This window comes from Serratia sp. MF1(2023) (assembly GCF_030954545.1).
In the GTDB taxonomy this organism is placed as follows: Bacteria; Pseudomonadota; Gammaproteobacteria; order Enterobacterales; family Enterobacteriaceae; genus Serratia; species Serratia sarumanii.
This window is the reverse complement of the sequence record NZ_JAVHUX010000039.1, coordinates 53,663-80,212: the sequence shown is the minus strand read 5'-3', so window position 1 is coordinate 80,212 and position 26,550 is coordinate 53,663. Positions and strand designations below refer to the sequence as shown.

The following is a 26,550-nucleotide window of genomic DNA, read 5'->3' as shown; positions in this document are numbered from 1 at the left end:
AATGTGCAACAACGTGAAGTGGTGATCGTGGCGGCGACGCGCACGCCGGTCGGCAGTTTTCACGGCGCGCTGGCGCCGTTGACGGCGGTGGAACTGGGCACGGCGGCGGTGCAAGGGCTGCTGGCGCAAAGCGGGGTGGCGCCGCAGCAGATTGATGAAGTGATCCTCGGCCAGGTGCTGACCGCCGGCTGCGGGCAGAATCCGGCGCGCCAGACCGCGCTGAATGCCGGGCTGCCCGTTACGACGCCGGCGCTGACCATCAATAAGGTGTGCGGCTCCGGTTTGAAGGCGGTGCATCTGGCGGTGCAGGCGATCCGCAGCGGCGACGCCGAGGCGGTGATCGCCGGCGGCCAGGAGAGCATGAGCCAGTCGCCTTACCTGATGGCCGGCGCGCGCGCCGGTCTGCGCCTTGGCCACGCGCAGATGGTGGACAGCGTGATCCACGATGGCCTGTGGGACGCGTTCAACGACTACCACATGGGCATCACCGCCGAGAACCTGGCGGAGAAATACGCCATCAGCCGCGCCGAGCAGGACAGCTTTGCGCTGCGCTCGCAGCAGAAGGCGCAGGCGGCGCAGCAGGCAGGGCGTTTCGCGCAGGAGATCACGCCGGTGACGGTGCCGAAGCCGAAGGGCGAGGCGCTGCTTGTTAAGCACGACGAACAGCCGCGCGACACCAGCCTGGAGGCGCTGGCGCGGCTGCGCCCGGCGTTTCGCAAGGAGGGCACGGTGACCGCCGGTAACGCCTCGTCGCTCAACGACGGCGCCGCCGTGGTGTTGCTGATGAGCGCGGAAAAAGCCGCCGCGCTGCGTTTGCCGGTGCTGGCGCGCATCGCCGGTTACGCCTCGTCGGGCGTCGATCCGGCGATCATGGGCATCGGCCCGGCGCCGGCCGCGCGCCGCTGCCTGGAGAAAGCCGGCTGGCGGCTGGAGGAGGTCGATCTGATCGAAGCCAACGAAGCCTTCGCCGCGCAGGCGCTGGCGGTGGGCAAAGAACTGGGCTGGGAGGCGGAGCGGGTCAACGTCAACGGCGGGGCGATCGCGCTGGGGCATCCGATCGGCGCGTCCGGCTGCCGCATTTTGGTGTCGCTGCTGTACGAAATGCAGCGTCGCGGGGTGAACAAGGGGCTGGCGATGCTGTGCATCGGCGGCGGGCAGGGCGTGGCGCTGGCGGTAGAGCGCCCGTAAACAACCGAGGAGGGCACGATGCAGTCATCTGACTATGCGGTACTGGGCGCCGGATTGATGGGGGTGGGCATCGCCACCCACTTTATTCGCCACGGCCATGAGGTGCTGCTGTATGACCCGGATCCGCAGCGCTTGGCGGAAGCGCCGGCGGTGGCGAGCGGCATTCTGGCCGAGCTGAGCGACGTCGGGCAGTTTGATAACGATGAGCGCGACGCGGCGCTGGCGCGGCTGCGCGTGACCGGCGATCTGAACGACGTGGCGCGCGCCCGGCTGCTTATCGAGGCGATCCCGGAACGGCTCGAGCTGAAGCACGCGCTGTATGAACAGTTGGAAGGGCTGATCGCCGACGACGCGGTGATTGCCAGCAACACCAGCGGCCTGCCGCCGGACGAGCTGGCGGCGCGCATGACACATCCGCAGCGCCTGCTGATCGCTCACTTCTGGCACCCGCCGCACCTGATCCCGCTGGTGGAGATCGTACCCGGCCGCGCCACCGATCCGCGCCATCTGGCGGCGGTGCAGGCGCTGCTCGGCGGGATGGCGCTGGAGGCGGTGCTGCTGGAGCGCGCCGCGCCGGGGTTTGTCGGCAACCGGCTGCAGTTTGCGGTGCTGCGCGAGGCGCTGCACATCGTCCACAGCGGCATCGCCAGCGCCGAGGTGGTGGATCAGGTGATGCGCGCTTCGCTCGGGCGGCGCTACGCCATGGTCGGCCCGCTGGAGGCCGCCGACATGACCGGACTGCCGACGGTGGCGGACATCGCCCGCCACCTGTTCCCGGAACTGGCGACCGGCGACGAGATGATGGCGCTGGTGGAACAGCGGCTGCAGCGCGGCGATACCGGCCAGCGCAGCGGCCGGGGATTTTATCTTTGGGATGACGCACGCAGGGAACGCATTCAACGGCGACGGGCGCATCAGCTGCGCTTTGCGCTGAAATCGTAATTTCGCACTCCGTACCTGACAATAACAACGATACTGAGGTGACCGATGAGCGTTTTGATTGCCCTGGCAGCACTGGGATTACTGATGCTGGCCGCCTACCGCGGCTACAGCGTGATTTTGTTCGCCCCGATCGCCGCGCTGGGCGCGGTGCTGTTGACCGATCCCGGCGCGGTGGCGCCGACCTTCACCGGGCTGTTTATGGAGAAGATGGTCGGCTTCGTGAAGCTCTACTTCCCGGTGTTCCTGCTGGGGGCGGTGTTCGGCAAGCTGATCGAGCTATCCGGTTTCTCCCGTTCGATCGTCGCGGCGGCGATCCGCATTCTCGGCCGGCGTCACGCCATTCCGGTGATCGTGTTGGTGTGCGCGCTGCTGACCTACGGCGGGGTGTCGCTGTTCGTGGTGGCGTTCGCGGTCTATCCGTTCGCCGCCGAGCTGTTCCGCCAGAGCGGTATCCCCAAGCGGCTGATCCCGGCCACCGTGGCGCTCGGCGCCTTCTCCTTCACCATGGACGCCTTGCCCGGCACGCCGCAGATCCAAAACATCATCCCGACCAGCTTCTTCGGCACCAATGCCTGGGCCGCGCCCTGGCTGGGGCTGATCGGCTCGCTGTTCATCATCGCGGTCGGTCTGCTGTATCTTGAACGCCAGCGGCGCAAGGCGCAGCTGAAGGGAGAAGGGTACGGCACCGATCTGCTGAACGAGCCGGAAACTCCGGACGACATCAACCTGCCGAACCCGCTGATCGCCATCCTGCCGTTGATTTTGGTCGGGGTATTCAACCTTGGCTTCACCCATTGGATCCCGCAGTGGTACGGCGCCAGCCACGAGCTGACGCTGCCGGGGCTGGCCAAGCCGATCGCCACCGACGTGGCGAAGATCACCGCCATCTGGGCGGTGGAAGCGGCGCTGGTGTCGGGTATTCTGCTGGTGGTGGCGTTCGGCTTTCGCAATATTCGCGGCCGGCTGGCGGAAGGCAGCAAGACGGCGGTCGGCGGGGCGATCTTGGCGGCGATGAACACCGCCTCCGAATACGGCTTCGGCGCGGTGATCGCCGCGCTGCCGGGCTTTTTGGTGCTGTCGCAGGCGCTGTCGGCGATCCCCAATCCGCTGCTGAACGAAGCGATCAGCGTCACCCTGCTGGCCGGCATCACCGGGTCGGCCTCCGGCGGCATGAGCATCGCGCTGGCGGCGATGGCCGATAATTTCGTGGCCGCCGCCCACGCCGCGCATATCCCGCTGGAAGTGCTGCACCGGGTGGCCTCGATGGCCAGCGGCGGCATGGACACCTTGCCGCACAACGGCGCGGTGATCACCCTGCTGGCGATCACCGGCCTCAGCCACCGGCAGGCCTATGGCGGCATCTTCGCCATCACCCTGATCAAGAGCGCCGCGGTGCTGTTCGTGATCGGCGTGTTCTACCTGACCGGCATTGTTTAAAGGAGCGATACCATGAGTGTACAAGGCAAAACCGCGCTGGTGACCGGCTCGACCAGCGGCATCGGCCTCGGGATAGCGTCCGTGTTGGCCGCCGCCGGCGCGCGCGTGATCCTCAACGGCTTCGGCGACGTGGCGCAGGCGCAAGCGCAGGTCGCGCGGTTGGGCGCCGCGCCGGGCTATCACGGCGCCGATCTCGGCGATGCGGCCCAGATAGCGGACATGATGCAGTATGCCGAACGCGAGTTCGGCGGCGTGGATATTCTGGTGAACAACGCTGGCATTCAGCACGTGGCGCCGCTGGATCAGTTCCCGGTGGAGAAATGGAACGCCATCCTCGCCATCAACCTGTCGGCGGTGTTCCACACCTGCCGATTGGCGCTGCCGGGGATGCGCGAGCGCAACTGGGGGCGCATCATCAACGTGGCGTCGGTGCACGGGCTGGTGGCGTCGAGAGACAAGTCGGCCTATGTGGCGGCCAAGCACGGCGTGGTGGGGCTGACCAAGACGCTGGCGCTGGAGACCGCGCGCACGCCCGTCACCTGCAACGCCATCTGCCCCGGCTGGGTGCTGACGCCGCTGGTGCAGCAGCAGATCGACAAGCGCATTGCCGCCGGCACCGACCCGCAGCGGGCGCGCGATGAGCTGTTGGCGGAGAAGCAGCCGTCGCAAGAGTTCGTCACGCCAGAGCAGCTCGGCGAGCTGGCGCTGTTCCTGTGCAGCGATGCGGCGGCGCAGGTGCGCGGCGCCGCCTGGAACATGGACGGCGGCTGGCTGGCGCAGTAGTGAATTCTCTTTCCCGGAGCGCGCAACGCGCTCCGTCGTTATTTCCCACCATGAGTTAATTCCCCTGCGTGACGGTTTACCTGCGGCAATAATATTTATTTGTTATTTGCTATCTTTATTCCCAGATAATCACGCCGGTTTATTTTGGGTGAAACGTGCGGATTGGTTTATTTCGTGCTGCGGTTATTACATTATTTTTCTCTGCGTTACAGATGAACACGTTTTTGCTGAAATTAAACCCAACCTGAAATAATGGCAGGTTATGGCGTGAATTTTTATATCTTGCGTGCGCTGTTCACATCGGGTAATTATTTCCGCGTGGCTTAAGACCACCGTGTTTATAACAATAATTTTTTCGGGCAGGGGTAATAATGAGAAAAAATACAACGCCAATATTCATTGGCGGCGTCTTGCTGTCGGCGTTATCCGCCGGCGCACAGGCCGAGATCACCATTCTGGATAAAAACCCGCAGAGCAATGTGTTGCTGGCACCGCTCAGTTTAAAGGTGGGCGGCAGCATTCGCCCCGAGTGGATCTTCAATAACGGCCCGGAGCCGGGCTATGACAAAAACGGCCACGACGGCGGCACGCGTTTTCGCTTCAGCGGCGACTATGCGCTGACGCAGGACACCTCGATCATCGGCTATTACGAGTGGGGCGTCGATCTGGCGCACGCGCTCAGCTGGGACGGGCACTATAACGAAGACGGCAAGCGCGACTATCAGCGCCAGCTGTACGCCGGTTTCAAAGACGATCGTTACGGCACCCTGACCTACGGCCATCAATACGGCATCTATTATTCGGTGGTCGGCATCAAAAGCGACGTCTGGGATAACGATGGCCACGCGGGCGGCACCGGCATCGGTATTTCCGGCGACTACGACGGCGGCAATAAACCGAAAAACAGCATCAAGTACACCAATGATTTCGGGCCGGTAACGCTGTACGCCAACTATTTATTGCCGGAAGACGATCTGCACACCGCGGATAACCTGATTTATCGCCGCAAGGGCGGGGGCGGGCTGGGCTTCGATTACAAGGTGACGAAGGATTTCACCTTCAGCGCGGCCTACAGTTATACCGACGCGAAGATCAAAGACAATCTGTACAACGAAAAGGATTATCACCAGCAGCTGTCCGGCACCGCGTTGACCTGGCAGCCGAACAACTGGTACATCGTCGGCACCGCCAGCTACTACAAAGACTATGTGCCGAGCACCCGCCAGCGCACGCTGTCGCACTTCTTCGCCGGTGACGGCTACGGGCTGGAAGGCTTTGTCGGTTACACCTTCAATATCGACAAGCCGTTCCTCAAATCGATCCAGCCTTACGTGGCGGCGGACTCGCTGCGGCTGAAAGGGGACGAGGCGTATCACGCCAACCACGTTTACCTCGGCGCGGGCACCACCATCGGTTACGGTCTGTCGGTGTATGTGGAGCGCACGCTGGCCAACAGCAGCGACAACGAGCCGGACTCCACCTGGATTACGGTGTTCTACGACTTCTGATTTTCACCTGCTCCAAGCCGGCGCCTGCGCCGGCTTTTTCACATGGTAATTGTGCCGCCCAGGGTTTCTCCAGAGGCGTTGCGCTCCGCCAGGTAGCGCGCCGGCGGTTTGCCTACCGCCTTTCTGAACATGGTGACGAAGCCGCTGGCGCTCTCGTAGCCCAGATCCAGCGCCACCGTCTGCACGCTCTCGCCCTGCGTCAAGCGCTGCAGCGCCAGCATTACGTGCAGCTGGCGCCGCCAGTGGCCGAAGCTCATGCCCATCTGTTGTTGCAAGGTGCGGCTGAGGGAGCGCTCGCTCATGCCGATGCGCTGCGCCCACTGCCCGAGGGTGGATTTGTCCGCCGGGCAGCTCAGCATGCCTTCGGTCAACTGCCGGATGCGCGCGTCGTCGGATACCGGCAGGTGCAGATTTTCGATCGGCGCGGCTACCAGCTGATCCAGCAACACCGCCGTCAGGCGCCCTTCGGCGCCCTGTTCGTCGTAGAGCGGTTCGAAGGTGGTGGCCTGCAGCAGCAGCTCGCGCAGCAGCGGCGAGACCGACAGCGTGCAGCAGTTTTGCGGCAGACCGGCGGCGGCATGTTGATCGACGAACAGGCAGTAGGCCTCGGTGGAGCCGGCGCCCTGGGCGTTGTGCAACACGTTGCCCGGCATCCACAGCGCGCACTGTGGCGGCACCAGCCACAGCCCGTTTTCCGCTTCGCAGCGGATCATGCCGCGTACCGTGTAGATCAGCTGCGCCTTCTGGTGGCGGTGCGGCTCGATTTCCCAATCCTGCTCGAGGGTCGAACCTTGCAGGGCAAACAGCGGGCGCGGCACCTGATCGATATCCAGACAGCGGCGGGGGATCTGTACTTTCATGAGAACAATTCTCAATTTGGCGGAATTGAAAAGTATTATGTCCTGATTGCGCAATGCGGTCTAGCGCCGGTGCCGATAAAGTAAGCGCCAGCCCTAAACCATTTCCTGAGGAAACTGATTATGTCATTGGATACCGCCGATTTTCCGCTGGTATGGATGCGCCAAAACGGGCGCGATACCCAGGCCGAGCTGGCCGAATTCAGCGCGCTGCTGGCGCGCGCCGAGCCTTTTGTCCTGATGACCGACCGCAGCGTCGGAGATGAAGAAGAAGAGCACGATCGCGATGCCCGCACCCAGGTCGCGCTGTGGAAACGCGATAACCGCGAGGCGCTGAAGCTGTGGGTGAAAGGCATGATCATGCTGGAGCCGGACGACGCCAAACGCGCGGCGGCGGAAGAGTTCGCCGAATACGGCGCCAAGTTCTGGGGCTATCCGGTGCTGGTGGCCGCCGATGAAGCCGCAGGCCGGGTATTGGCGCAGACGTTATTGTTAAAATAAGGGGAATACCATGCACCAGCAACAGGTGATTGAACAGCTGCTGGCCTGGATCGAGCAGAGCCTGGATCAGCCGCTGACGCTGGACGACATTGCCGCCAAGTCCGGCTACTCCAAGTGGCATTTGCAGCGGATGTTCAAGCAGCATACCGGCCATATTCTCGGCACGTACGCGCGCCGCAGAAGGCTGACCGCCGCCGCGCGCGAACTGCGCCTGACCGGCACCAGCGTGGCCTGCATCGCCGACACTTACCAGTTCGATTCGCAGCAGACCTTCACCCGTTGCTTCCGCAAGCAGTTCGGTCTGCCGCCGGCCAGCTATCGCCGCAGCCAGGATTGGTCGAGCTATGGCCTGCAGCCGCCGCTGCGGCTGACCGAAACACCGTTGCCGCAGGCCGATATCGTGACGCTGCCCGCCATGCAGCTGGTGGGCCATACCCAGCGCCGCAGCTTTACGCTGGGGCAGTTGGCGGCCTCCAAGTGCGAGCTGCGCCGCCACGCCTGGCGGCAGCTGCTGCCGCCGCAGGCGCTGCCGGAGGTGGTATACGGCCTCACCAGCCTGGAGGTCGACCGGCAACGCCGGGGTAACCCGCGCATGGCCTACACCGCCGCTTTGCCGGACGAAGGGGCGATGGGGGAGCGGGTGACTATCGAACAGGGTGAGTATGCCCGCTTCACCTATCAAGGGCAGGAGGAAGGGTTACAAAACTTTATCGTCCGATTGTATGACACCGCGATGCCGCAGATGAACGCCATCCGTCGGCCGGGGCAGGATATCGAGCTTTTCTACCCGGCGCAGGAGGGCCGCTGCCCGCTCGGCGGCGCGGCGATCCGCTGCGAATATCTGATCCCGATCCGGCGGGTAGAAGCGTTGGCCGCCGCCGGTTAGGCGGCGGTTCTCGCAAAAAATCGCCTTCGTGGCGCTTCAGGTTACAAAAAATTGCGATATTACATCGGTAATGGTTCACACTTTGATTGATGTGCACATATAATGCGCATCCGGTCAAATCCCCCCTGTTTTTCAGGCCGCAGCGCTTGGCTGCCGGCTGAAATCCATCGGAGTAAAAGTGGCCGTAGAAACCGATCCCCCTAATCGCCAGTGGCCTTGACCAACACGAAGATGAAAATGAGCATTCGCGCGTTATTAACCCTGTTTACGGCACTGGTTGCATTCAGCCAGGCTGCCTTCGCCGTCGTTTACCCGCTGCCGCCAAAAGACAGCCGTTTGGTGGGCGAAAATATCCAAATCACCGTACCGGAAGACAGCAAACTGCCGCTGGAAAGCTTCGCCGCCCAGTATCAGATGGGGCTGAGCAACATGCTGGAGGCCAACCCGGGCGTGGATCCGTTCCTGCCGAAGGCCGGCAGCACCCTGACCATCCCGCAGCAGCTGATCCTGCCGGACGCGCCGCGTGAAGGCATCATCATCAACAGCGCCGAGATGCGTCTGTACTACTACCCGAAAGGCTCCAACACCGTGGTGGTGCTGCCGATCGGTATCGGCCAGTTGGGTAAAGACACCCCGCTGAACTGGACCACCACCGTGCAGCGCAAGAAAGACGGCCCGACCTGGACGCCGACCGCCAAGATGCGCGCCGAGTACGCGGCCGACGGCGAGATCCTGCCTGCGGTGTTCCCGGCCGGCCCGGACAACCCGATGGGGCTGTATGCGCTGTATGTTGGCCGCCTGTACGCCATCCACGGCACCAACGCCAACTTCGGCATCGGCCTGCGCGTGAGCCACGGCTGCGTGCGTCTGCGCGCCGACGACATCAAGTACCTGTTCGAGAACGTGCCGGTCGGCACCCGCGTGCAGTTCATCAACGAACCGATGAAAGCCACCGTCGAACCGGACGGCTCGCGCTACGTGGAAGTGCACAACCCGCTGTCGGCCAACGAAGAGCAGCTGCAATCCAAAGATCCGGTGCCGCTGACCATCTCCGCGCCGGTCGACAAAGTGCTGATGGACGCCGGCGTCAACCAGAGCGAAGTGGACGCGGCGATCAAGGCCCGTTCCGGTATGCCGGTGAAAGTGAACTGATTGCCTTCCGGCCTCAGTGAAAATGCCAAAAAGACGCCTGCGGGCGTCTTTTTTGTGGTTTGGTCCGCCCTAAATAGCGTTGACACATTTCATTCACGTACTGAGGAAAATGTGATGAACCAGTATGTTAAACGCACACAACGCGATTACTCTCTATCCTTTAAGTTAGCCGTTGTCGAACAGGTAGAAAAAGGTGAAATGACTTGTCGTCAGGCCACAGACCGTTATGGTATTCAAGGCAACGCAACCGTCATGAACTGGCTGCGCAAATACGGTCAGCTTGACTGGCGGACTTCTCCTCCCACCCAAAAGTGTGGAGGCAATATGCCCAAACTTCCCCTGACGCCCGAACAGCGCATTAAGGAACTCGAACAGTGTAGTGACACAGTAAATTTGGCCACCTGATTAAAGGTGATATTTTCATCTCAACACAAAATAGGTGACTTAATGAACAAGAAAACTAAGCGCACTTTCAGCCCTGAGTTCAGGCTGGAATGTGCACAGCTGATTGTTTATAAGGGCTATTCATATCGACAAGCCAGTGAAGCTGTAAGTATCCCATAGCACGGAATGTTCTTACCCAAAAATGAGAGGTTGAACAAGCCTCCATAGCGATAAGTGTTCCGGGCTCGAATTGTCGAACGGTATCCTGTAATTTGGAACGTGAGATTTTTTTGTTCCATGCGACGGATCCATCATCCATCCAGACGCAGGCCTGAAAAACGGATTTGGCGATATCGATCCCAATGACCCTGATCGTGTTCATGTGATATTACTCTCTAAGTCAACGCAGTCAGTAAGAGTATGGCACTGGCTACTTTTGGAAGGGCATCCATCACATCACTACAGGTTTGTCTACGAGGACATTCCACCCCATTAAACTCACGCATAGGAAATTTAAAATTTCCTATGCGTGGAGCTACGGCTAACATCTTTAAAGTTACTCTCTCTTCAATGGGTACCAGCGTAATGAGTTCATGATGGTGCGATCCGCCTTAGTAATGAATCCTTTTTTTTCCAAGTCAAGCAATAATAACCTAGCTAAGTAAATGCTTACATCACATAACTCCGATATCTGTCGTGTTGATAGCCAATCACATTTTGGCGGTCTTTCCCCATCAATTAACGGTACTGAGAAAGTATGTAATATTGATAGGATTTCCCGCTGTGTTGCCTTTAACGGGCGGCATTCTTTATCCGTTATCATAAATTACTCCTTGTATTCATTTCTATTCAACTGATGCTCACCGTAGTGGGATATATCTCCATATGTATGCGTGGGCAAATAAAAGCCATTTGTATCAATAAGTTAGGGTGAAGTGGTTATGTATATTTACATGTCTTTATTCTTATGGATTTACATCATTTTTTAATCTCCGTGCCAAGTAACCAACTAGAAAGTCTATGGGTAAGAGTACTCTATTCTAGTTTCATATTTCTATTTTTTAAAGTCTTTCGGTTCAATAAACCTTTGTTTCTGGCTATGTCGATATATTAATCTATTTTGTTTTTTTTTGACGAGAAATAGCTACTGTTTCACTTGCTTGATTTGACATAAGGGCAGCGGAATATCTCGAGTTTGTTTTTTTTAACTTAAAGTGCTTTTAATGAATTCAAGTTGCTGGTAAAACTTTAATCAAGTTAATTTCTCTCGTTATATTAAAGAATTTGTTTCTTAAGTATTTCTGTATTGTATTGGGTGTGTTATCTCTTGTTGGATAGCATTAATTTTCAATGTAAATGAGTTAAAGGAGGGGGGTTATGGCAAAAAATATGAATTGAGTTTAATGAAAGACCAAGTAGCAACGTTAACTGCTAATCAGTGATGACAAGAGTGTTTGTTCTGTGTTTTTAATTTCTTTATTTTCTTTGCATTAATTAACAGAAACAAGGAGTAATAAAATCATGCATAATATTCGCTTTATCAAAACCAAGACCCTGATTATGGCCTCATTATTGACGGCTAGTATGGCTCATGCTGATACCAACACTGCCAATGGTGGTACCGTTCACTTTAAAGGTGAGGTCGTTAACGCAGCCTGCGCTGTTGATGCCGGCTCTATCGACCAAACTGTACAGTTGGGCCAGGTAAAAACGGCCACTTTGAATGAGGCAGGTAAAACCAGTTCGTCAGTAGGGTTCAACATTCAACTAAATGACTGTGATACTACCGTGGCGACTAAAGCTGCGATTGCTTTTACCGGTGCTACCATTGAAAACAATAATAACGCCCTGGCTCCGGAAAACTCAGCTGCTGGCGGAGCAACTAACGTTGGTATCCAGGTTCTGGATAGCGCAGGTAAAGCCTTGGGGTTCGATGGTGCATCTATCAGCACCGCAGCTACGCTGACTCCCGGAACGAATATTTTACCATTCCAGGCTCGTTACATCGCCACAGGGCAAGCTACACCAGGTACAGCCAACGCTAGCGCCAACTTCAAAGTACAGTACGAGTAATTTGGTCTGCAAGGATGCACTTACAGGCCAGGATGGCCTGTTTCAGAATTTGAAGAGGGAGAAGGCGATGCTAAAAATCAGATTGGGACTCTTCCTGACGGTAATTGCCCCCTTATCTATAGCTGGGAATCAGTGGAATATGCCTCTGTCCGGCGGACAGATGCGTTTTCAAGGCGAGCTCATCGCTGAGAGTTGTACAGTTGAAACCGGTGATAGGCAACTAATTGTTCGCATGGGGCAAGTTAGTAGTAATCGATTCAAATCAGTAGGAGATACTGCTGATCCGGTTCCTTTTACTATACACCTTCAGGACTGTAATGCACATGTCAGCAGTCATGTTGACATTATGTTTCATGGGGTCGCCGATGGTAAAAATCCAGATATACTATCTGTTGGTGAAGGGGGAGGAACTGCGTTAGGAATTGGTATAGCTCTATTTGATGGAAATGGTCATTTTGTTCCTATCAATTCTGTATTTAATCGAAATAGTGAAACGCAATATCTTCAGCTTATTGCCAAATACCGAGCAACCGGCCATATGATAACTGGTGGTGCTGCCAATGCTCAGGCCTGGTTTTCTTTGATATACCAATGAAGTTCTTTGTCGTGTGATTAATCATTTACTCAATGATAGGTCAATATTCGTGTGGAGAGATAAAATGGTGGTTATCTGTATCAAGAGGCTAACATGGAAAAAATCATGACATTTAGAAAAATAACGAGAGGGATCTTGGCCTTGGTGGTTGTTTTTTGTGCCTACCGTTCTGAGGCGGGAGTGGCTCTTGGCGCGACACGTGTTATTTATCCAGGGAGTCAGAAACAAGTTACTTTAGGTGTAAGTAATAATAATGACAAAGACACATATCTCATTCAGTCCTGGGTTGAGAGTGATAACGGAACGAAAGAGGGGCGATTTGTCATTACGCCACCACTGTTTGTCATTCAAGGTAAAAAAGAAAACACGCTACGTATTATTGACGCAACAAATAATAACTTACCAAATGATAGAGAAAGTCTATTTTGGGTCAATGTCAAAGCTATTCCTTCATTGGACAAGGATAAACAGAAAGGAAATACCCTTCAATTGGCTATAACGAGCCGGATAAAACTATTGTATCGCCCCAGAAATCTTAGCATTGCTCCAGATCAGGCTCCAGGGAAGTTGACATTCAAACGCAGAGAAAACTTATTAACGCTTAATAACCCGACACCTTACTTTCTTACAGTAACGGAACTGAATGCTGGTGCTCGTATATTGGCCAATGTTATGGTTCCCCCTATGGGTACAGCAACAGTGAAATTACCTAACGATGCAGGCAGTGCGATTACGTATCGTACAATTAATGATTATGGTGCTCTGACGACCGTGATGAAAGGAGTTATGCATTAATTGTTATGCAGTGGGAATAAGATGAAGCCTGTAATAGTTTAACTAAAGAAAAACACCAGCATGGATAATTAAGTGTCGGAGGGGATATGTCACATCTTTATTACCTATTAGATATAATTAGCATAAATAAAAACGATATTAAAAAAAATAACACAAAAAAAGAAATGCTAAAGTCCGTGATGGTTATATTATTTATCTCGACATCCCCAACCTACGCGGAAAATTATTTCAACCCTAGATTCTTAGCTGATGACCCTGAATCCATTGCCGATTTGTCTGGTTTTGAAAAAGGACTTGAAGCGCCACCCGGTAGTTATCGTGTCGACATTTATATGAATGATGGCTATATGACCACCCGTGATGTTATTTTTAATAAAAGCGATGATGGTAAAAAACTAGAACCATGCTTGACACGTTCTCAGTTGTCAGTTCTCGGTGTTAATACACTGATACTACCCAATATCGCCGTCGTAAAGAGCACAACCTGCATTGCATTTTCACAGCTGATTACTGGTGCATCGAGTACATTCGATGTTGGCCGCCAGCGCCTCTATATCAGTATCCCTCAGGCATTTATGGGCAACCATGCTCGTGGCTATATTGCTCCAGAGTTCTGGGATAATGGTATTACAGCTGGCCTGCTCAATTATAACTATACGGGCAGCGAATTATGGAGAAAAAATGGAGAGGCCCGTAACTATTCATACTTCAACTTGCAGAGTGGCATCAATTTTGGCGCTTGGCGCTTGCGAGATAATGCTACTTGGAGCAACAGTAATGATTCTGGCAATAGTCGTTGGCAACATATTAATACATGGCTAGAGCGTAACATAGCCAGCTGGCGCAGCCGACTGACGGTTGGTGACGACTATACGGCTGGGGATATTTTCGATGGTATCAGTTTCCGTGGCGTTCAGGTCGTTTCAGACGATAATATGCTTCCTGACAGTCAACGTGGTTTTGCGCCGGTTATCCATGGCATAGCGCGAGGGACCGCGAGTGTTTCGATTAAGCAGAATGGTTATGTAGTTTACCAGACCACAGTTCCGCCGGGCGCATTTACTATCGATGATCTGTATGCGACAGGAAATAGTGGTGATCTGATGGTTACTGTCAAAGAGGCTGATGGAGCCACACAAGTGTTTAGCGTACCTTTCTCATCTGTACCCATGCTGCAACGTGAAGGGCAAGTGAAGTACTCAGTGACTGCAGGTCAATATCGTAGCGGCAATAGGCAGCAAGATAAGCCGAAGTTTATCCAGGGAGCCGCCTTTTGGGGATTGAATGAGGGCTGGACGGTTTATGGAGGTACACGTGTATCGAATGATTACAACGCTTTCAACCTTGGTTTAGGAAAAAATCTAGGGTACCTAGGTGCAGTATCTGCGGATATCACCCAAGCTAACACAACCTTACCTGATAACAGTAAGCATCAAGGGCAATCATTGCGATTTCTTTATAATAAATCCCTCAATGAATTAGGTACAAATTTTCAACTAGTGGGATACCGTTATTCTACGCAAGGGTTCTATTCTTTAGCTGATACAACGTGGCACCGTATGAATGGATCTTCCGTGCCCAGTGAAGATGGAAGTATAAATGTAACACCACAACCAGCAGATTATTACAACCTAAATTACAAAAAACGTGGTCGCTTACAAACGACAATAACCCAACAAGTTGGGCGCACATCGACGGTATATTTAACCGGTAGCCATCAAAGCTATTGGAACACAGGGCGCACTGATAAACAGCTTCAGATCAGCTATAATAGCACTATACAGGACATAAGTTGGAATCTAAGTTATAGCCTATCTCAAAATGCGTGGTCAGAAGGAAAAGATCGATTACTCTCGTTTAACATTAATATTCCATTTAGCCATTGGATGCGCTCGGATACCCGATCTGAGTTCAGGAATGCCAATGCCAGCTACAATACATCCACAGATTTGAAGGGACATACTACAAATATGGCGGGGCTTTATGGAACGTTGCTTGAGGACGATAACCTTAGTTATAGCGTACAGACAGGTTATGCTAGCGGGAGAAATGGTAATCGCAGCACCGCAGGCAACACAGCACTCAATTATCGTGGTACTTACGGCAGTACTAACATTGGCTACAGTCACAATGTTGAGTATAAACAATTGTATTATGGAGCTAGTGGTGGTGTGCTAATACATGAGAATGGTGTGACTCTCGGTCAAGCGTTCAGCGACACCATGATATTGATCGAGGCTCCGGGGGCTAAGCACGTCTCGGTTGAGAATCAGACAGGTGTGCAAACAGATTGGCGAGGTTATGCTGTTCTGCCGTATGCAATGGACTACCATGAAAACCGGATATCGTTGAATACGGATACTCTGGCGAACAATGTTGAGCTGGAAGAGCCAGTATTAAGTGTGGTGCCTACACATGGTGCCGTGGTTCGCGCAGCCTTTAAGGCTCGTGTCGGATTGAAAGTCCTCATGACACTGACAAATAAAGGTAAACCCGTCCCCTTCGGCTCAATTGCATCATATGGGGATGGTCAGTCGGGCAGTATTGTTGCTGACGGTGGTCAAGTTTATCTTACAGGCCTTTTGCCGAAGGGAAGTATCACGGTGAAATGGGGCAATGGTGCAAATGAGAATTGCACAGCGAATTATAGCTTGCCGGCTGACAATCAGAAGCAGGCTCTGAGCTACGCTTCTGCCATTTGCAGGTGATAAAGCGGGGGATAATAAGCCAATGATAAAATACCTTTCAACTCTGTGTCTGCTACCGCTTCTTGTCGGGAGCACATATGCAACGGACAGTTCGATAACTATCACTGGCTACCTAAAAGATGGAGCCTGCTCAGTTGCAGTGGACTCACAGGATTTTACTGTAGATTTGATGAGCAATGTAGCCAAACAACTCGATCACGTGGGTGCCGTGACTCCAACGATCCCATTTAAAATTGTCTTTGACAAATGTGACAGTTCAGTGATTGCAGTGAAGATAGGTTATGTAGGCGTTTCAGACGACGATGTCAAGGAGCTGTTAAGGACTGACAGCGGTGATAATGCTGCTAGTGGAGTGGGAATACAGATATTAGATAATAATAAGACACCTATTCCATTAAACGCAGCCCAGTCGTCTCTCAACTGGACGACATTGACACCGAGTCAGTCTAACACCGTGGGTTTTCATGCTCGCCTGATGGCAACACGTTTTCCTGTAACCGCCGGAAATATTTCTGCGACGGCTAATTTTACATTAGAGTTTCAGTAATGGAGTCTGACTATGATCAGTATAAAGAGCGTTCTACTAGTAGGGGGGGTAGTTTTCAATGGGATTCTGAGTGCTTATGCGGCAGATGTAACTATTACGGTCAACGGGCGTGTGATAGCTAAGCCTTGCACGGTATCAACGCCTTCAGCTACGGTTGATTTAGGTAACTTGTTCACATCTGATTATATGCAGCCAGGGGCCAAGTCTGTCTGGCATACAGTCACTCTGAATTTGACGAATTGCCCGACAAGCACATCAAGAGTAACGGCGACATTTACGGGAGCAACTGACGCTACAGGATATTATAAGAATCAAGGGAGCGCAGCCAACCTCCAATTAGAATTGCAAGACTCTAGTGGAAATAATCTAAATAATGGTAAAACAATAGTACTTCTAATTGATAGCTTGACACAATCGGCAAGTTTGCCACTGCAAGTTCGGGCATTATCTGTCAATGGCAACGCAAAGCAAGGTAGTATCCGTACGGTGATTAATGTTGCTTACACATATTCTTAATCATTAACCCCTGAAAAATAATCATTGGTAACATGATAAGTATCCACCATCAATAAATCACAACCAACTATTTTTACATGGAGAAAACTAGAGTTGATTAATCATGTCTATTTATTTCATAAAATGGAGAGGAATGATGACCAAAGTAGATTTTTTTAGTTTTTTTTTACTCATGACTACAAGTGTTTTTACCTTGAATTCTTGGGGGTTTGCTTGTAGAGATTCGGATGGAAATTACATATCAGACGCATCAACCTCGTTCGATGTTAATGTAGTTTTAGACCCTAAGATTGAAGTTGGGAAAGTTCTTGTTATCGATCTTTCAAAAAATTTGAGATGTAGTAACTCAGATCCTGATATATACAATGATTACATCTCTATAACTAAAGGGACTGCATTTTCTGGAGATTTATCTCATTTTTCTGGCAGTATGAATTTTTATGGTTCTACATACTCACTACCATTAAGTAGGCGAACAAAGGAGCACAATATAAAGTCAAAGGCATTTATTCCATTAAATATATTCCTTTATCTTACACCGATTAAGGCTGCAAGTGGTGTCGTGATAAAAAAAGGCGACGAAGTTGGTATGATTAATTTATTCAAACGTGCGACATGGGTTGACAATGATCGCCCAGCAGGTGATATAGATATTAAATGGACCATCAGGGCTGCTAATGACGTCATTATCCCTGTTGGGGGATGTGATGTTTCATCCAGAAACGTGATAATAACCCTTCCTGATTACCCTGGGACTGCACCTATTCCACTGACAGTTAGCTGCACGGAAAGCCAAAATCTATCTTATTTCCTTACCGGAATGACAGAAAGTTCAACAGATAGCATCTTCTCAAACACTTCATCAGCAACTCCTGCAGCAGGTGTTGGTGTACAACTATCAAACAATGATGGCATCATTGCCGCCAATAAAAATGTTTCATTGGGTACAGTTGGAACCAACCCGGTTAGCTTGGGTTTATCTGCTTCTTATGCTCGAACTAGCGGTGACATTACGGCAGGTAATGTCCAGTCAATTATTGGTGTTACTTTTGTGTATGAGTAAGTTTGATTGTGTACATAATCAACCAAATGTGTACTGTTTAATGAATGTGAAAATTGATATTAAGAGGTTACCATAAAGGTAATTGACAATAGCTGTATTTATAAAGGAAGAAATGTTGGGGGTATATGATGAATTTACATGATGACCGTTTGATTAGTTTATCGATAATGAGAACTGTATGATTTGGTTACTCTTTTTTCTTGCTGCTATTTCTATTTTTAGTTTTATTTTTCATTTTAGACTTTTGAGGAAAAGGAGGCTTTTAAAGTATAGGCGTAATTTTAAAAAAAGAACCAAGATCCCTAATAAATAACTACGCAGAGTAGTAGATAACCTGAAGGTGACTTGAATGGAATTAAGATGTCTGATTAATTTCCAAAAAGAGAAATACCAACCGGACTTCGTTGGAGGGGGGGGGGGGAATAGAAATCAAGGAGATAACCGGATTCCAGTTACATGTTGTAACCCTGCATCGTTGGCTACCTGCCGCCGCCCTAGTGTGGAGTAGAGTGGTACCCACGTGCTCTCATAAAGACGAAAAAATAGCGACTATCCGCGAAGTACTGGAGAAATACAACACGGAAAACCCGGTGTTCTATGAAGATGAGGTAGATATCGATTTCAACCCCAAAAAACGCAGGCTAGAAGAGCCGGCCTGTGGGTACCAGAACACGTAGTCACTCCCAGCCATAATAAAAAATTATTATCTGGCTGGAGCGCTGCACATCGGTAAAGATAAAGTCAGTTATGCGAGGGGACAGTAAAAATTAAGCATCGTTTATCGGTCAGTTAAAATATATAAATTCGACATGTAGACGGGCTGTAATTACCCCATTAACCGTGATTGACTATAATTTATGTAGAAAACCGGGAGCACACTGACAGCTGAAGGTATATAGACGTTTCATGACATAGAGTCACCCGAGAGCATCAGTATCGGTCAATGTAGAATCTACTGGAAAAAGCTTATCACTTTAAGTTATTTTCCAACCAACTTCATGGGTGAAATATGATCAGGAAAAATAAAGGCAGCATCAAACTCAATCAATTAGCATCAGGGAAAATCATGAAAAATGAATCGAAATCCAGGGAAAAAAAATCATTCAGGCCTAACGGGAAAATTAGGGTTGTTATAATGGAACCCATTGAACTCTATAGGGATAGTATTGTCTTATTATTAGATGGCTATTTCAAGAATTCTATTGAAATTTTGGGTTTTGCGAAGAGTTTATCAGAGACAAGATGTCTGTTATTGAAAGAAGATTGTGTTGATATATTTATTGGTGAACCTATTGGTATGAGCGATAATCTTTCTGATTGGTTCCTATTCTGCTCCGAGATGAGGAATATATACCCATCACTAAATTTTTTTGTATGGACAAAAATACCCATTCATCTCTTGTGTGCACATGTACCAAAAGATAAATCAAAAATTTTGTTTTTTGGTAAGAAAACTCAAATAAAAACATTATGTGATAATATTTCTTTTTTTATAATTAATAATTCCATTAGCTCCCCTTGCTGTAGTATCCAGCTGCCACCAAAGCTAACAAAAAAAGAAGTGGCTATATTAGTTGAGTTAATTCGAGGGAAAAGTTTGCGTCAAATTAGTGTCATTTATAATAATTCTTTAAAAACTATCAGTAGCCATAAATGTCGGGCAATGAAAAAGCTCGGAGTAAAAAGCAATGTACAACTTATTCTCTTGTTAAAAAACTTAGGTATCGACCGGCGTGGTATCAGTCCCTGTTGTGGATCACTTATTCAGGACACCCCGAAATCCTGTTGATCCCTTCCCAATATCGGTGCCGGGCTAAATTAGAGATCCAGGCTCTTTTGATCAGTGACCGCTTGGGCTGTCACTATTCTCACATTGTCCTCCCTGGCTTTGGCTCTCTGAAATGCCCGTCTCGCAATTATTCCAATAAAAACTATCGCTAATTAATAAGTTATATCTCTTCCGTTATCGCCTGCCATTGAAAAAATTCTCGCAAAAAATCCACACTGTGAAAATAAGATCACACAAGCGTAACAAAAGGTAAACAAACCCCTCCTATATTGGCTGCTTCGCTTTTGGGAGGGAGTGTCATGCGTAACTGGAACGAACCGAAAAAGAACAAAGCGCACATCGAACTGATCCCGATGATCGACGTGATGATGTTTTTATTGGTGTTTTTCGTCTTGATTAGCCTGAACGTCATTCCTGCGCTCGGGCTGAAAACGCAGCTGCCGTCCGCCGGCAGCGCGCAGCAGCTGAAGCCGCAGAAGAAAGCGATCATCACGCTGGGGGCCGACGAACAGCTGCAGCTGGATGGCCAGCCGATCGCGCTCGACGCGCTGGTCAACACGCTGAAGCAACAGCAGCAGGCCAACCAGACCACCACCATCATCGTCAACAGCGACAAGGGCGTGGCGGTCGAGCGGCTGGTGGCGGTGATGGACAACCTGCGCCAGGGCGGTTTCTTCTCCGTCTCCATCGCGACACGGAAGCTGTGACATGTATCTGCTCTATCGTTCACGTCATCTTTTCAGCTGGTTGCCGGCGCTGATTGTCGCCGGTTGCCTGCTGTTCGCCAGCCAGCAGGCGGCGCTGAAGATCCAGCCGCGCTACGACGAAACCGCCATCGAACTGGCGCTGGTGGAGCCTGAACCGGCGCCTGAACCTCAACCGGAAACGCCGCCGGAGCCCCAGCCAGAACCGCCGCCGCCCGAGCCGGAGCCGATCCCCGAACCGGTAGTGCCGGCGCCGGAACCGATCGTGGAAGCCAAGCCGGTGCCAAAACCGCAGCCGAAGCCCAAACCCAAACCGGTGAAAGAGAAAGCCAAACCGGTAGAGAAGCCTAAACCGACGCCGGCGCCCGCCGCCCCGCGCGCGCTGGTCAGCAAACCGGCGGCGCAGCCCGCCCCGGCCGCCCCGGCCGCGCCGAAGGTGAACGCGCAGGCGATTGAAAACGGCTATCTGCTGGCCTTGCGCCGCGAGCTGGAACAGCGCAAGCGCTACCCGAGCGGGCGCCAGGCTTCGCTCGAGCGCCCGCAGGGCAACGTCGAAGTGTGGCTGGAGGTCGATCGCAGCGGGCGGGTGCTCTCTTCCGGCATCGCCAACAAAGCCGCCAGCATGCTGCTGAACCGCGCGGCGATGAGCAGCCTGCAAAGCATCAGTTCAGTAAAGCCGTTCCCGAGCGAGGCGTTCGCCGGGCAAACAACCAAAAGATTTACCGCGACGTTCAATTATCAGGCGCCTTAGCGCAAGGGTTAATCGTTTGATTTTTATGGGATGCACACAATGAAATCGTTTAATCGTTCTGGGATCTATCTGGCGGTGATGTCGGCGATGCTGCCGGGCGCCGCGCTGGCGGCCGACGCCACCGATGTCGGCACCATTAGCGTCAAGGGGCAGTCGCTCGGCGGCGGCATGATGGTGCAGGATGACAGCGCCAAGGCGCGCTCCACCGTCACCAAAGAAGCGATGGACAAAATGCCGTCGGCGGCCAACGCCATCGATAAGCTGAAATACACGCCGGGCCTGAACGTCAACAGCAACGACGCCAGCGGCCTGAGCGGCGTGGACTACACCATGCGCGGCATGAACTCGGATCAGATCGGCCTGTCGATGGACGGCATCCCGATCAACGACTCCGGCAACTACGCGGTATACCCGAACCTGCTGGGCGATGCGGAGAACCTGGAAGAGGTGTTCGTCACCCAGGGCTCCTCCGAAGCGGACGGCCCGCACATCGGCTCCAGCGGCGGCAACATCGGCCTGGTGACGCGCCGCCCGGCGAAAGACTTCGGCGGTTTCCTCAAGCAGACGCTGGGCAGCAATAATCTGAGCAAAACCTTTGCCCGCCTGGAGACCGGCGAATACAACGGTTTCAGCAACTGGATATCTTATTCGCACACCGAGGCGAAGAAGTGGCGCGGCGAAGGGCGCCTGTACTCCGACAAGTTCGAGATGAACTCGCTGTATGAAGACGGCAACGGCAACAGCAGCAATCTGGTGATGAAGTACAACCGCCAGAACAACACCAACTACAACACCCTGAGCAAGGCGCAGTTCCAAAACGATGGGCGTGGTACCGATTACGCCACCACGCCGGAGTACAACAGCAAAGGGCAGTTGAACAAATATTACAAGATCGAACGCAACCCGTTCGAGAACTTCACGCTATCGTTCACCCAGAAACTGCAGCTGCGCGACGACCTGTCGCTGACCCTGCAGCCGTATTACTACTGGGGCAACGGCGGCAGTTTCAACGGCCAGACGGCCTCGGTATTGTCCAGCACGTCGGACAGAGCCGGGCAGTATGACCTCAGCAACCTGCAGTCCAACACCTATTACCGCCCGTCGTGGACCCAAACCTGGCGGCCGGGCATCACCACCAAGCTGAAGTGGGACATCAACGAGCAGCACAGCCTGGATATCGGCTACTGGTATGAGCGTGCGCGCCAGCTGCAAACCCAGCCGTTCATCAGCATCAAGGACGACGGCAACCCGGCGCAGATTTGGGGAAAACCTGGCGGCTCCGATCAGGTGAAGGACGCCAACGGCAATACGGTGCAGGGGCGCAACCAGTACACCATCACCCCGGCGCAGAAGGTGTGGCTGCAGGACACCTGGTTCGCCACGCCGGACTGGACCTTCGTCGGCGGCCTGGCCTATCAGTATGTGGAGCGCAAAGGGGACAACCGCGGCAGCCTGTACAACGTGCCGGAGAAGCGCAAAGCCACCTATCATGAATTCCTGCCGAACTTCAGCGCCAGCTATAAGGTGAATCAGGAAAACCAGGTGTTCTACAACCTGACGCGCAACATGCGCACGCCGCCAAACTACGTGCTGTACAACGTCGGCGACTCGCTCAGCACCAAGCCGGAACTGAGCTGGAACCACGAACTGGGCTGGCGTTTCCAGCAAGAGGACATGCTGCTGAGCGCCACGCTGTTCTACATGCGCTACAGCGATCGCCAGATCTCCACCACCAACGCGGCCGGCGACTACGAGATGATGAACATCGGCAACGTGGAGAACAAAGGGCTGGAGCTGGAGTGGAGTGGTCAACTGCCGCATAACTTCAACTACTACACCTCGTATACCTACACCGAATCGAAGCAGAAGAACGACATCGTCAGCAACGGCGGGCTGCCGCTGCCGACTTCCGGCAAAGAGGTGCCGAACGTGCCGAAAAACCTGCTGAACATGACGCTGGGTTATGACGACGGGCTGTATTACGGCAGCGTCAGCGGCAAGTACGTCAGTGCGTTCTACGGCGATCTGACCAACGACGAGAAGATCGGTGGCCGCACGGTGTTCGATCTGGCGGCGGGCGTGCATCTGCCGGTGGACAAGAAAATCGTCAAAAGCGCCGCGCTGCGCTTTGGCATCAGCAACCTGTTTGACAAGGAATACCTGACCTCGGTGCGCACCACCACCTTCAACGCGGCGCCTTACGGCGGCGTGAGGGCCAGCACGCCGTATTACAACGTCGGCGAAGAACGCACCTTCAGCGTCTCGCTGGAAGCCACCTTTTAACTGAATGCCCCGCCGCCTGCCGGGCGGCGGGGAAGAGGAGCTCTGTATGGACGCCAATCTGTTGCACGACATTATTTTCTACGTGATGTACGCCGCGCTGGCGATTGCGCTGGTGATCATCATCGAACGCACGCTGTACTTCGCCTACACCCAGCGCCAGGCGCGCCGGCTGGAGCAGGCGCTGACGCCGGACGTGCGCCGCGCCGCCGATCTGCCGGACGAGCTGACCCAGCGCAACAGCCTGCCGATGGCGGTGATCGCGCCGGTATTGGCGCAGAAACACCACGCCGGCGACCGCGAGGCGATCGGCGATCTGATCGACGCCCAGTACCTGCTGAGCAAGCCGCCGATGGCGCGCGGCCTGTGGCTGCTGGAAACCGTGGTCACCGCCGCGCCGCTGCTGGGGCTGCTGGGCACGGTGATGGGGATCATCGAAACCTTCAAGGCGCTGGCCGCCTCGGGGGTGTCCGAGCCGAGCCTGGTGTCGGCCGGGATGGGCACCGCGCTGTACGCCACCGGCCTCGGCATCGCCATCGCGCTGCTGTGCCTGGTGGCCAACAACTTCCTGCAGAGCCGCATGGAGCGCATCAACGAACTGCTGAAGGTGCTGCTGATCCGCGCCGGCCAACCGGCCAGCCGCCCGGAGAGCGGCAGCGGCGAACAATGGGTTGACAGCGGGGCGCCGCGCTATGCCTAATGGCCATCCAGTACGGCGGCCGCTCGGCCGCCTTTATACGGCATTGTGGGGCGGTTGTTTGTTGATGTTGAGCCAGAGCGCCGCGGCGCGTTTTGCTATTCCCGGCTATGAGCTGGTGTACACCGCACCGGTGGAAACCGCGCTGCAGGCCGACGATCTGCGCAACACCGCCGAGGTGTGGCGCGAGATGTTCGACGCGGCGAAAACCCGTATCGATCTGGGGCAGTTTTACGTGGCGAATCAGGACGGTTCGCTGCTGGACGGCGTGCTGCAGCACCTGAAGGCGGCAGGCGAACGCGGGGTGAAAATCCGCTTTTTGCTGGAAGAGAAGGGCCTTCGCATGTCTACCGCCGAGACGCTGGAACAGCTGAAGGCGATCCCCAATCTGGAGCTGCGCATCATTCCTTACCAGAAGCTGAGCGGCGGCATTCTGCACGCCAAATATCTGCTGGTGGACGGCGAGCAGGCGTTCGTCGGCAGCCAGAACTTCGACTGGCGCGCGCTGGAACACATTCACGAAACCGGGCTGCGCATCAGCGACGCCAAGGTGGTGGGGCAGATCCAGGCGATCTTCGAACAGGACTGGCAGGCGCAGGCGCTGTTGGCGCAGGATAAGCCGGTGCCGGCGCTGCCCGATTCGCCGCCGACGGCGCAGCCGCAGGGCAACTATCTGGCGGCCAGCCCGCGCGCCTACAACCCGGCGGGGGTGATTGACTCACAGGCCGAGCTGCCGCGCCTGCTGGCCGGCGCCAAGCGGCGGGTGCGGGTGCAGGTGATGGACTACGCGCCGCTGTCGTTCGGCCCGGAACGCAGCCGCCCCTTCTATGCGGTGATCGACAACGCGCTGCGCAGCGCGGCGGCGCGCGGGGTGCAGATTGAGCTGATGGTGGCCAACTGGAACACCAAAAAGCCGGATATCGCCTGGCTGAAGAGCCTGGCGCTGGTGCCGAATGTGCAGATCAAGGTGGTGACCATTCCGCCGGCCAGCAGCGGCTTCATTCCGTTCGCCCGCGTCATCCACAGCAAGCTGATGACCATCGACGATGAGATTGCCTGGGTGGGCACCAGCAACTGGACCGGCGGCTATCTGGACAACTCGCGCAATCTGGAGCTGGTGATGCACAGCGCGGCGATGAGCGGGCGGTTGGACAAGCTGTACCAACAGCTGTGGAACAGCGTCTACGCCGAACCGTTGCGGCTGGATTACGACTACCCGCCGCCCAAGCCGGGCGGAGAATCCTGATGAGCAGGGCGCGGTTCACCTCCGCGCCCTGTGTTTTTTAGCGCCGCCAGCCGGCCTTCTCCAGCGCCGTCACCAGCTGCTCGGCGCTCAACCCTTCCGCCCGGTGGCCGTTGCCGCTGACGGTATTGGCCGCCAGCAACGCATTGACGATCGCTTCTTCCACCGCTTCCGCCGCGGCGGCGAACAGCGCCGAAATATAGTCGTTGTTCACCATGCGCAGCGGCGTGGTGAAGGCGTCTTTGTTGGCGTAGTCGGCGGGCGGCAGGCCGTCGTTGCCGGTAGCGAAGGCGATGAAAATATCGCCGCTCGAATCCTCGGTGCCGCCGCCGGTGCGGGCGATGCCGATGCTGGCGCGCTGCGCCAGCCGCGCACACTGGTGCGGCAGCAGCGGCGCGTCGGTCGCCAGCGCCACCACGATGGAGCCCATGCCGGGATGCGGCAACTGTGGCGTGAACGGCGAGGGGAGATGCCCCAGGTGCCGGCCTACCGGATAACCGCCTACCAGCAGCGACTCGCGCTTGCCGTGGTTGGCCTGCACGATGGCGCCCACCGTCCAGCCGCCCTGATCGGCGGGCAAGCGGCGCGACGCGGTGCCGCTGCCGCCTTTGAATTCATGGCAGATCATGCCGCTGCCGCCGCCGACCGCGCCTTCCTGCGGCAAGCCGCCCCGGGCCGCCTGCTGCGCCTGTCGCACGTGCTCGGCCTTGACGTGAAAGCCGTTGATGTCGTTGAGCAGGCCGTCGAAGGTTTCCATCACCACCGGCATATTCCAATACACCGCGTTGTCGCCCGCGGGCAGCGTTTCACGCTCCAGCGCGATCAGCGCATCGCGCACCACGCCCACGCTGTGAGTGTTGGTGAAGGCGATCGGGCTGGTCAGCAGGCCCGCTTCGCGCACCCATTCCAGGCCGGTGGCGTCGCCGTTGCCGTTCAGCACGTGCACCCCGGCAAAGCAGGGGGCATGGCGGGCGGAACCGGGGCGCGGTTCGATCACCGTCACGCCGGTGCGCACGCTGCGTCCGTCCGCCAAATCGGCATGGATGCTGGCATGGCCGACGCGCACGCCGGGCACGTCGGTGATGGCGTTCAGCGGGCCGGGCGTGCCCTGTCCGATGATAATGCCCAGATCCTGAGCGCGCTGCGTCATG

The 26,550-nt window shown here is 54.5% G+C and carries 22 protein-coding genes and 4 pseudogenes; 23 read left to right on the top strand and 3 right to left on the bottom strand.

Translation table 11 applies throughout. The annotated features are described in order from the left end of the window. Nucleotides 1-3: 3 nt before the first annotated feature. The 5 genes from REA38_RS18885 to REA38_RS18865 all read left to right on the top strand — a co-directional run bounded on the left by REA38_RS18885 (nt 4) and on the right by REA38_RS18865 (nt 5,858). Nucleotides 4-1,188: an acetyl-CoA C-acetyltransferase gene (locus REA38_RS18885; protein WP_308886427.1), complete on the top strand. Its 1,185-nt coding sequence runs from the start codon at nt 4-6 to the stop codon at nt 1,186-1,188. An 18-nt stretch (nt 1,189-1,206) separates the two neighbouring features. Then, nucleotides 1,207-2,130 carry a 3-hydroxyacyl-CoA dehydrogenase family protein gene (locus REA38_RS18880; RefSeq protein WP_308886426.1) on the top strand — a complete coding sequence of 308 codons (924 nt, stop codon included), beginning with the start codon at nt 1,207-1,209 and terminating at the stop codon, nt 2,128-2,130. A gap of 45 nt (nt 2,131-2,175) precedes the next feature. Continuing rightward, complete coding sequence (locus REA38_RS18875) at nt 2,176-3,567, top strand: GntP family permease (protein ID WP_041037758.1); 1,392 nt, start codon at nt 2,176-2,178, stop codon at nt 3,565-3,567. A 12-nt stretch (nt 3,568-3,579) separates the two neighbouring features. Further along, nucleotides 3,580-4,350: a 3-hydroxybutyrate dehydrogenase gene (locus tag REA38_RS18870; RefSeq protein WP_308886425.1), complete on the top strand. Its 771-nt coding sequence runs from the start codon at nt 3,580-3,582 to the stop codon at nt 4,348-4,350. Between the two features lie 371 nt (nt 4,351-4,721). After that, a complete protein-coding gene (locus REA38_RS18865) occupies nt 4,722-5,858 on the top strand; it encodes a porin (RefSeq protein WP_033636938.1) in 1,137 nt (378 codons plus the stop codon). A 38-nt stretch (nt 5,859-5,896) separates the two neighbouring features. On the opposite strand, the gene REA38_RS18860 is transcribed toward REA38_RS18865, so the two are convergent. Next, a complete protein-coding gene (locus tag REA38_RS18860; protein ID WP_308354637.1) occupies nt 5,897-6,718 on the bottom strand; it encodes a helix-turn-helix transcriptional regulator in 822 nt (273 codons plus the stop codon). A 120-nt stretch (nt 6,719-6,838) separates the two neighbouring features. Between REA38_RS18860 and REA38_RS18855 the strand changes: the two genes are divergently transcribed. From REA38_RS18855 to REA38_RS18835, 5 genes and pseudogenes are all read left to right on the top strand, one after another. Then, a complete protein-coding gene (locus tag REA38_RS18855; RefSeq protein WP_033636939.1) occupies nt 6,839-7,216 on the top strand; it encodes a hypothetical protein in 378 nt (125 codons plus the stop codon). A gap of 10 nt (nt 7,217-7,226) precedes the next feature. Continuing rightward, nucleotides 7,227-8,102 (top strand): helix-turn-helix domain-containing protein, encoded by an 876-nt coding sequence (locus REA38_RS18850; protein WP_033648560.1) that lies wholly within the window; start codon nt 7,227-7,229, stop codon nt 8,100-8,102. 231 nt (nt 8,103-8,333) lie between these two features. Further along, nucleotides 8,334-9,251: pseudogene (locus REA38_RS18845) on the top strand (L,D-transpeptidase family protein); the annotation flags it as partial. A 117-nt stretch (nt 9,252-9,368) separates the two neighbouring features. Then, nucleotides 9,369-9,629, top strand: a pseudogene (locus REA38_RS18840) (helix-turn-helix domain-containing protein); the annotation flags it as partial. 36 nt (nt 9,630-9,665) lie between these two features. Then, a pseudogene (locus REA38_RS18835) lies at nt 9,666-9,812 on the top strand (IS3 family transposase); the annotation flags it as partial. Here the strand turns inward: REA38_RS18835 and REA38_RS18830 are convergent. Continuing rightward, nucleotides 9,808-10,020: pseudogene (locus REA38_RS18830) on the bottom strand (IS110 family transposase); the annotation flags it as partial. The pseudogenes REA38_RS18835 and REA38_RS18830 sit on opposite strands and share 5 nt — an antisense overlap. A gap of 1,157 nt (nt 10,021-11,177) precedes the next feature. Between REA38_RS18830 and fimA the strand changes: the two are divergent. The 13 genes from fimA (at nt 11,178) to REA38_RS18760 (ending at nt 25,402) form a co-directional block, all read left to right on the top strand. After that, a complete protein-coding gene (gene fimA, locus REA38_RS18825) occupies nt 11,178-11,711 on the top strand; it encodes a type 1 fimbrial major subunit FimA (protein ID WP_374213800.1) in 534 nt (177 codons plus the stop codon). 67 nt (nt 11,712-11,778) lie between these two features. Then, nucleotides 11,779-12,306: a fimbrial protein gene (locus REA38_RS18820; protein ID WP_308886423.1), complete on the top strand. Its 528-nt coding sequence runs from the start codon at nt 11,779-11,781 to the stop codon at nt 12,304-12,306. A 93-nt stretch (nt 12,307-12,399) separates the two neighbouring features. Next, on the top strand, nt 12,400-13,101 hold the full coding sequence (locus REA38_RS18815) for a fimbria/pilus periplasmic chaperone (RefSeq protein WP_308886422.1): 702 nt from the start codon (nt 12,400-12,402) through the stop codon (nt 13,099-13,101). An 86-nt stretch (nt 13,102-13,187) separates the two neighbouring features. Next, a complete protein-coding gene (locus tag REA38_RS18810; protein ID WP_308886421.1) occupies nt 13,188-15,809 on the top strand; it encodes a fimbrial biogenesis usher protein in 2,622 nt (873 codons plus the stop codon). 22 nt (nt 15,810-15,831) lie between these two features. Next, on the top strand, nt 15,832-16,356 hold the full coding sequence (locus REA38_RS18805) for a fimbrial protein (RefSeq protein ID WP_308886420.1): 525 nt from the start codon (nt 15,832-15,834) through the stop codon (nt 16,354-16,356). Nucleotides 16,357-16,368: 12 nt separating this feature from the next. After that, nucleotides 16,369-16,872, top strand: a complete 504-nt coding sequence (locus tag REA38_RS18800; protein WP_308886419.1) for a type 1 fimbrial protein — start codon at nt 16,369-16,371, stop codon at nt 16,870-16,872. 136 nt (nt 16,873-17,008) lie between these two features. Beyond that, the gene (locus REA38_RS18795) at nt 17,009-17,935 is read left to right on the top strand and encodes a fimbrial protein (protein ID WP_308886418.1); all 927 of its coding nucleotides are present in this window, start codon (nt 17,009-17,011) and stop codon (nt 17,933-17,935) included. 1,009 nt (nt 17,936-18,944) lie between these two features. Then, a complete protein-coding gene (locus REA38_RS18785) occupies nt 18,945-19,724 on the top strand; it encodes a LuxR C-terminal-related transcriptional regulator (RefSeq protein WP_308886417.1) in 780 nt (259 codons plus the stop codon). A 299-nt stretch (nt 19,725-20,023) separates the two neighbouring features. Next, the gene (locus tag REA38_RS18780; RefSeq protein WP_004933244.1) at nt 20,024-20,431 is read left to right on the top strand and encodes a biopolymer transporter ExbD; all 408 of its coding nucleotides are present in this window, start codon (nt 20,024-20,026) and stop codon (nt 20,429-20,431) included. Between the two features lies 1 nt (nt 20,432). Continuing rightward, a complete protein-coding gene (locus tag REA38_RS18775; protein WP_033636946.1) occupies nt 20,433-21,179 on the top strand; it encodes an energy transducer TonB in 747 nt (248 codons plus the stop codon). Nucleotides 21,180-21,218: 39 nt separating this feature from the next. Next, nucleotides 21,219-23,462, top strand: coding sequence for a TonB-dependent receptor (locus REA38_RS18770; protein ID WP_033636947.1), 2,244 nt, complete (start codon nt 21,219-21,221; stop codon nt 23,460-23,462). A gap of 46 nt (nt 23,463-23,508) precedes the next feature. Further along, nucleotides 23,509-24,159, top strand: a complete 651-nt coding sequence (locus REA38_RS18765; protein WP_197767058.1) for a MotA/TolQ/ExbB proton channel family protein — start codon at nt 23,509-23,511, stop codon at nt 24,157-24,159. Further along, nucleotides 24,152-25,402 (top strand): phospholipase D-like domain-containing protein, encoded by a 1,251-nt coding sequence (locus REA38_RS18760; protein WP_039567548.1) that lies wholly within the window; start codon nt 24,152-24,154, stop codon nt 25,400-25,402. The genes REA38_RS18765 and REA38_RS18760 overlap by 8 nt, the downstream gene beginning before the upstream one ends. A gap of 37 nt (nt 25,403-25,439) precedes the next feature. Here REA38_RS18760 and REA38_RS18755 read toward each other — a convergent pair whose 3' ends face one another. Next, nucleotides 25,440-26,549 carry a P1 family peptidase gene (locus tag REA38_RS18755; RefSeq protein WP_089187566.1) on the bottom strand — a complete coding sequence of 370 codons (1,110 nt, stop codon included), beginning with the start codon at nt 26,547-26,549 and terminating at the stop codon, nt 25,440-25,442. Nucleotide 26,550 lies beyond the last annotated feature (1 nt).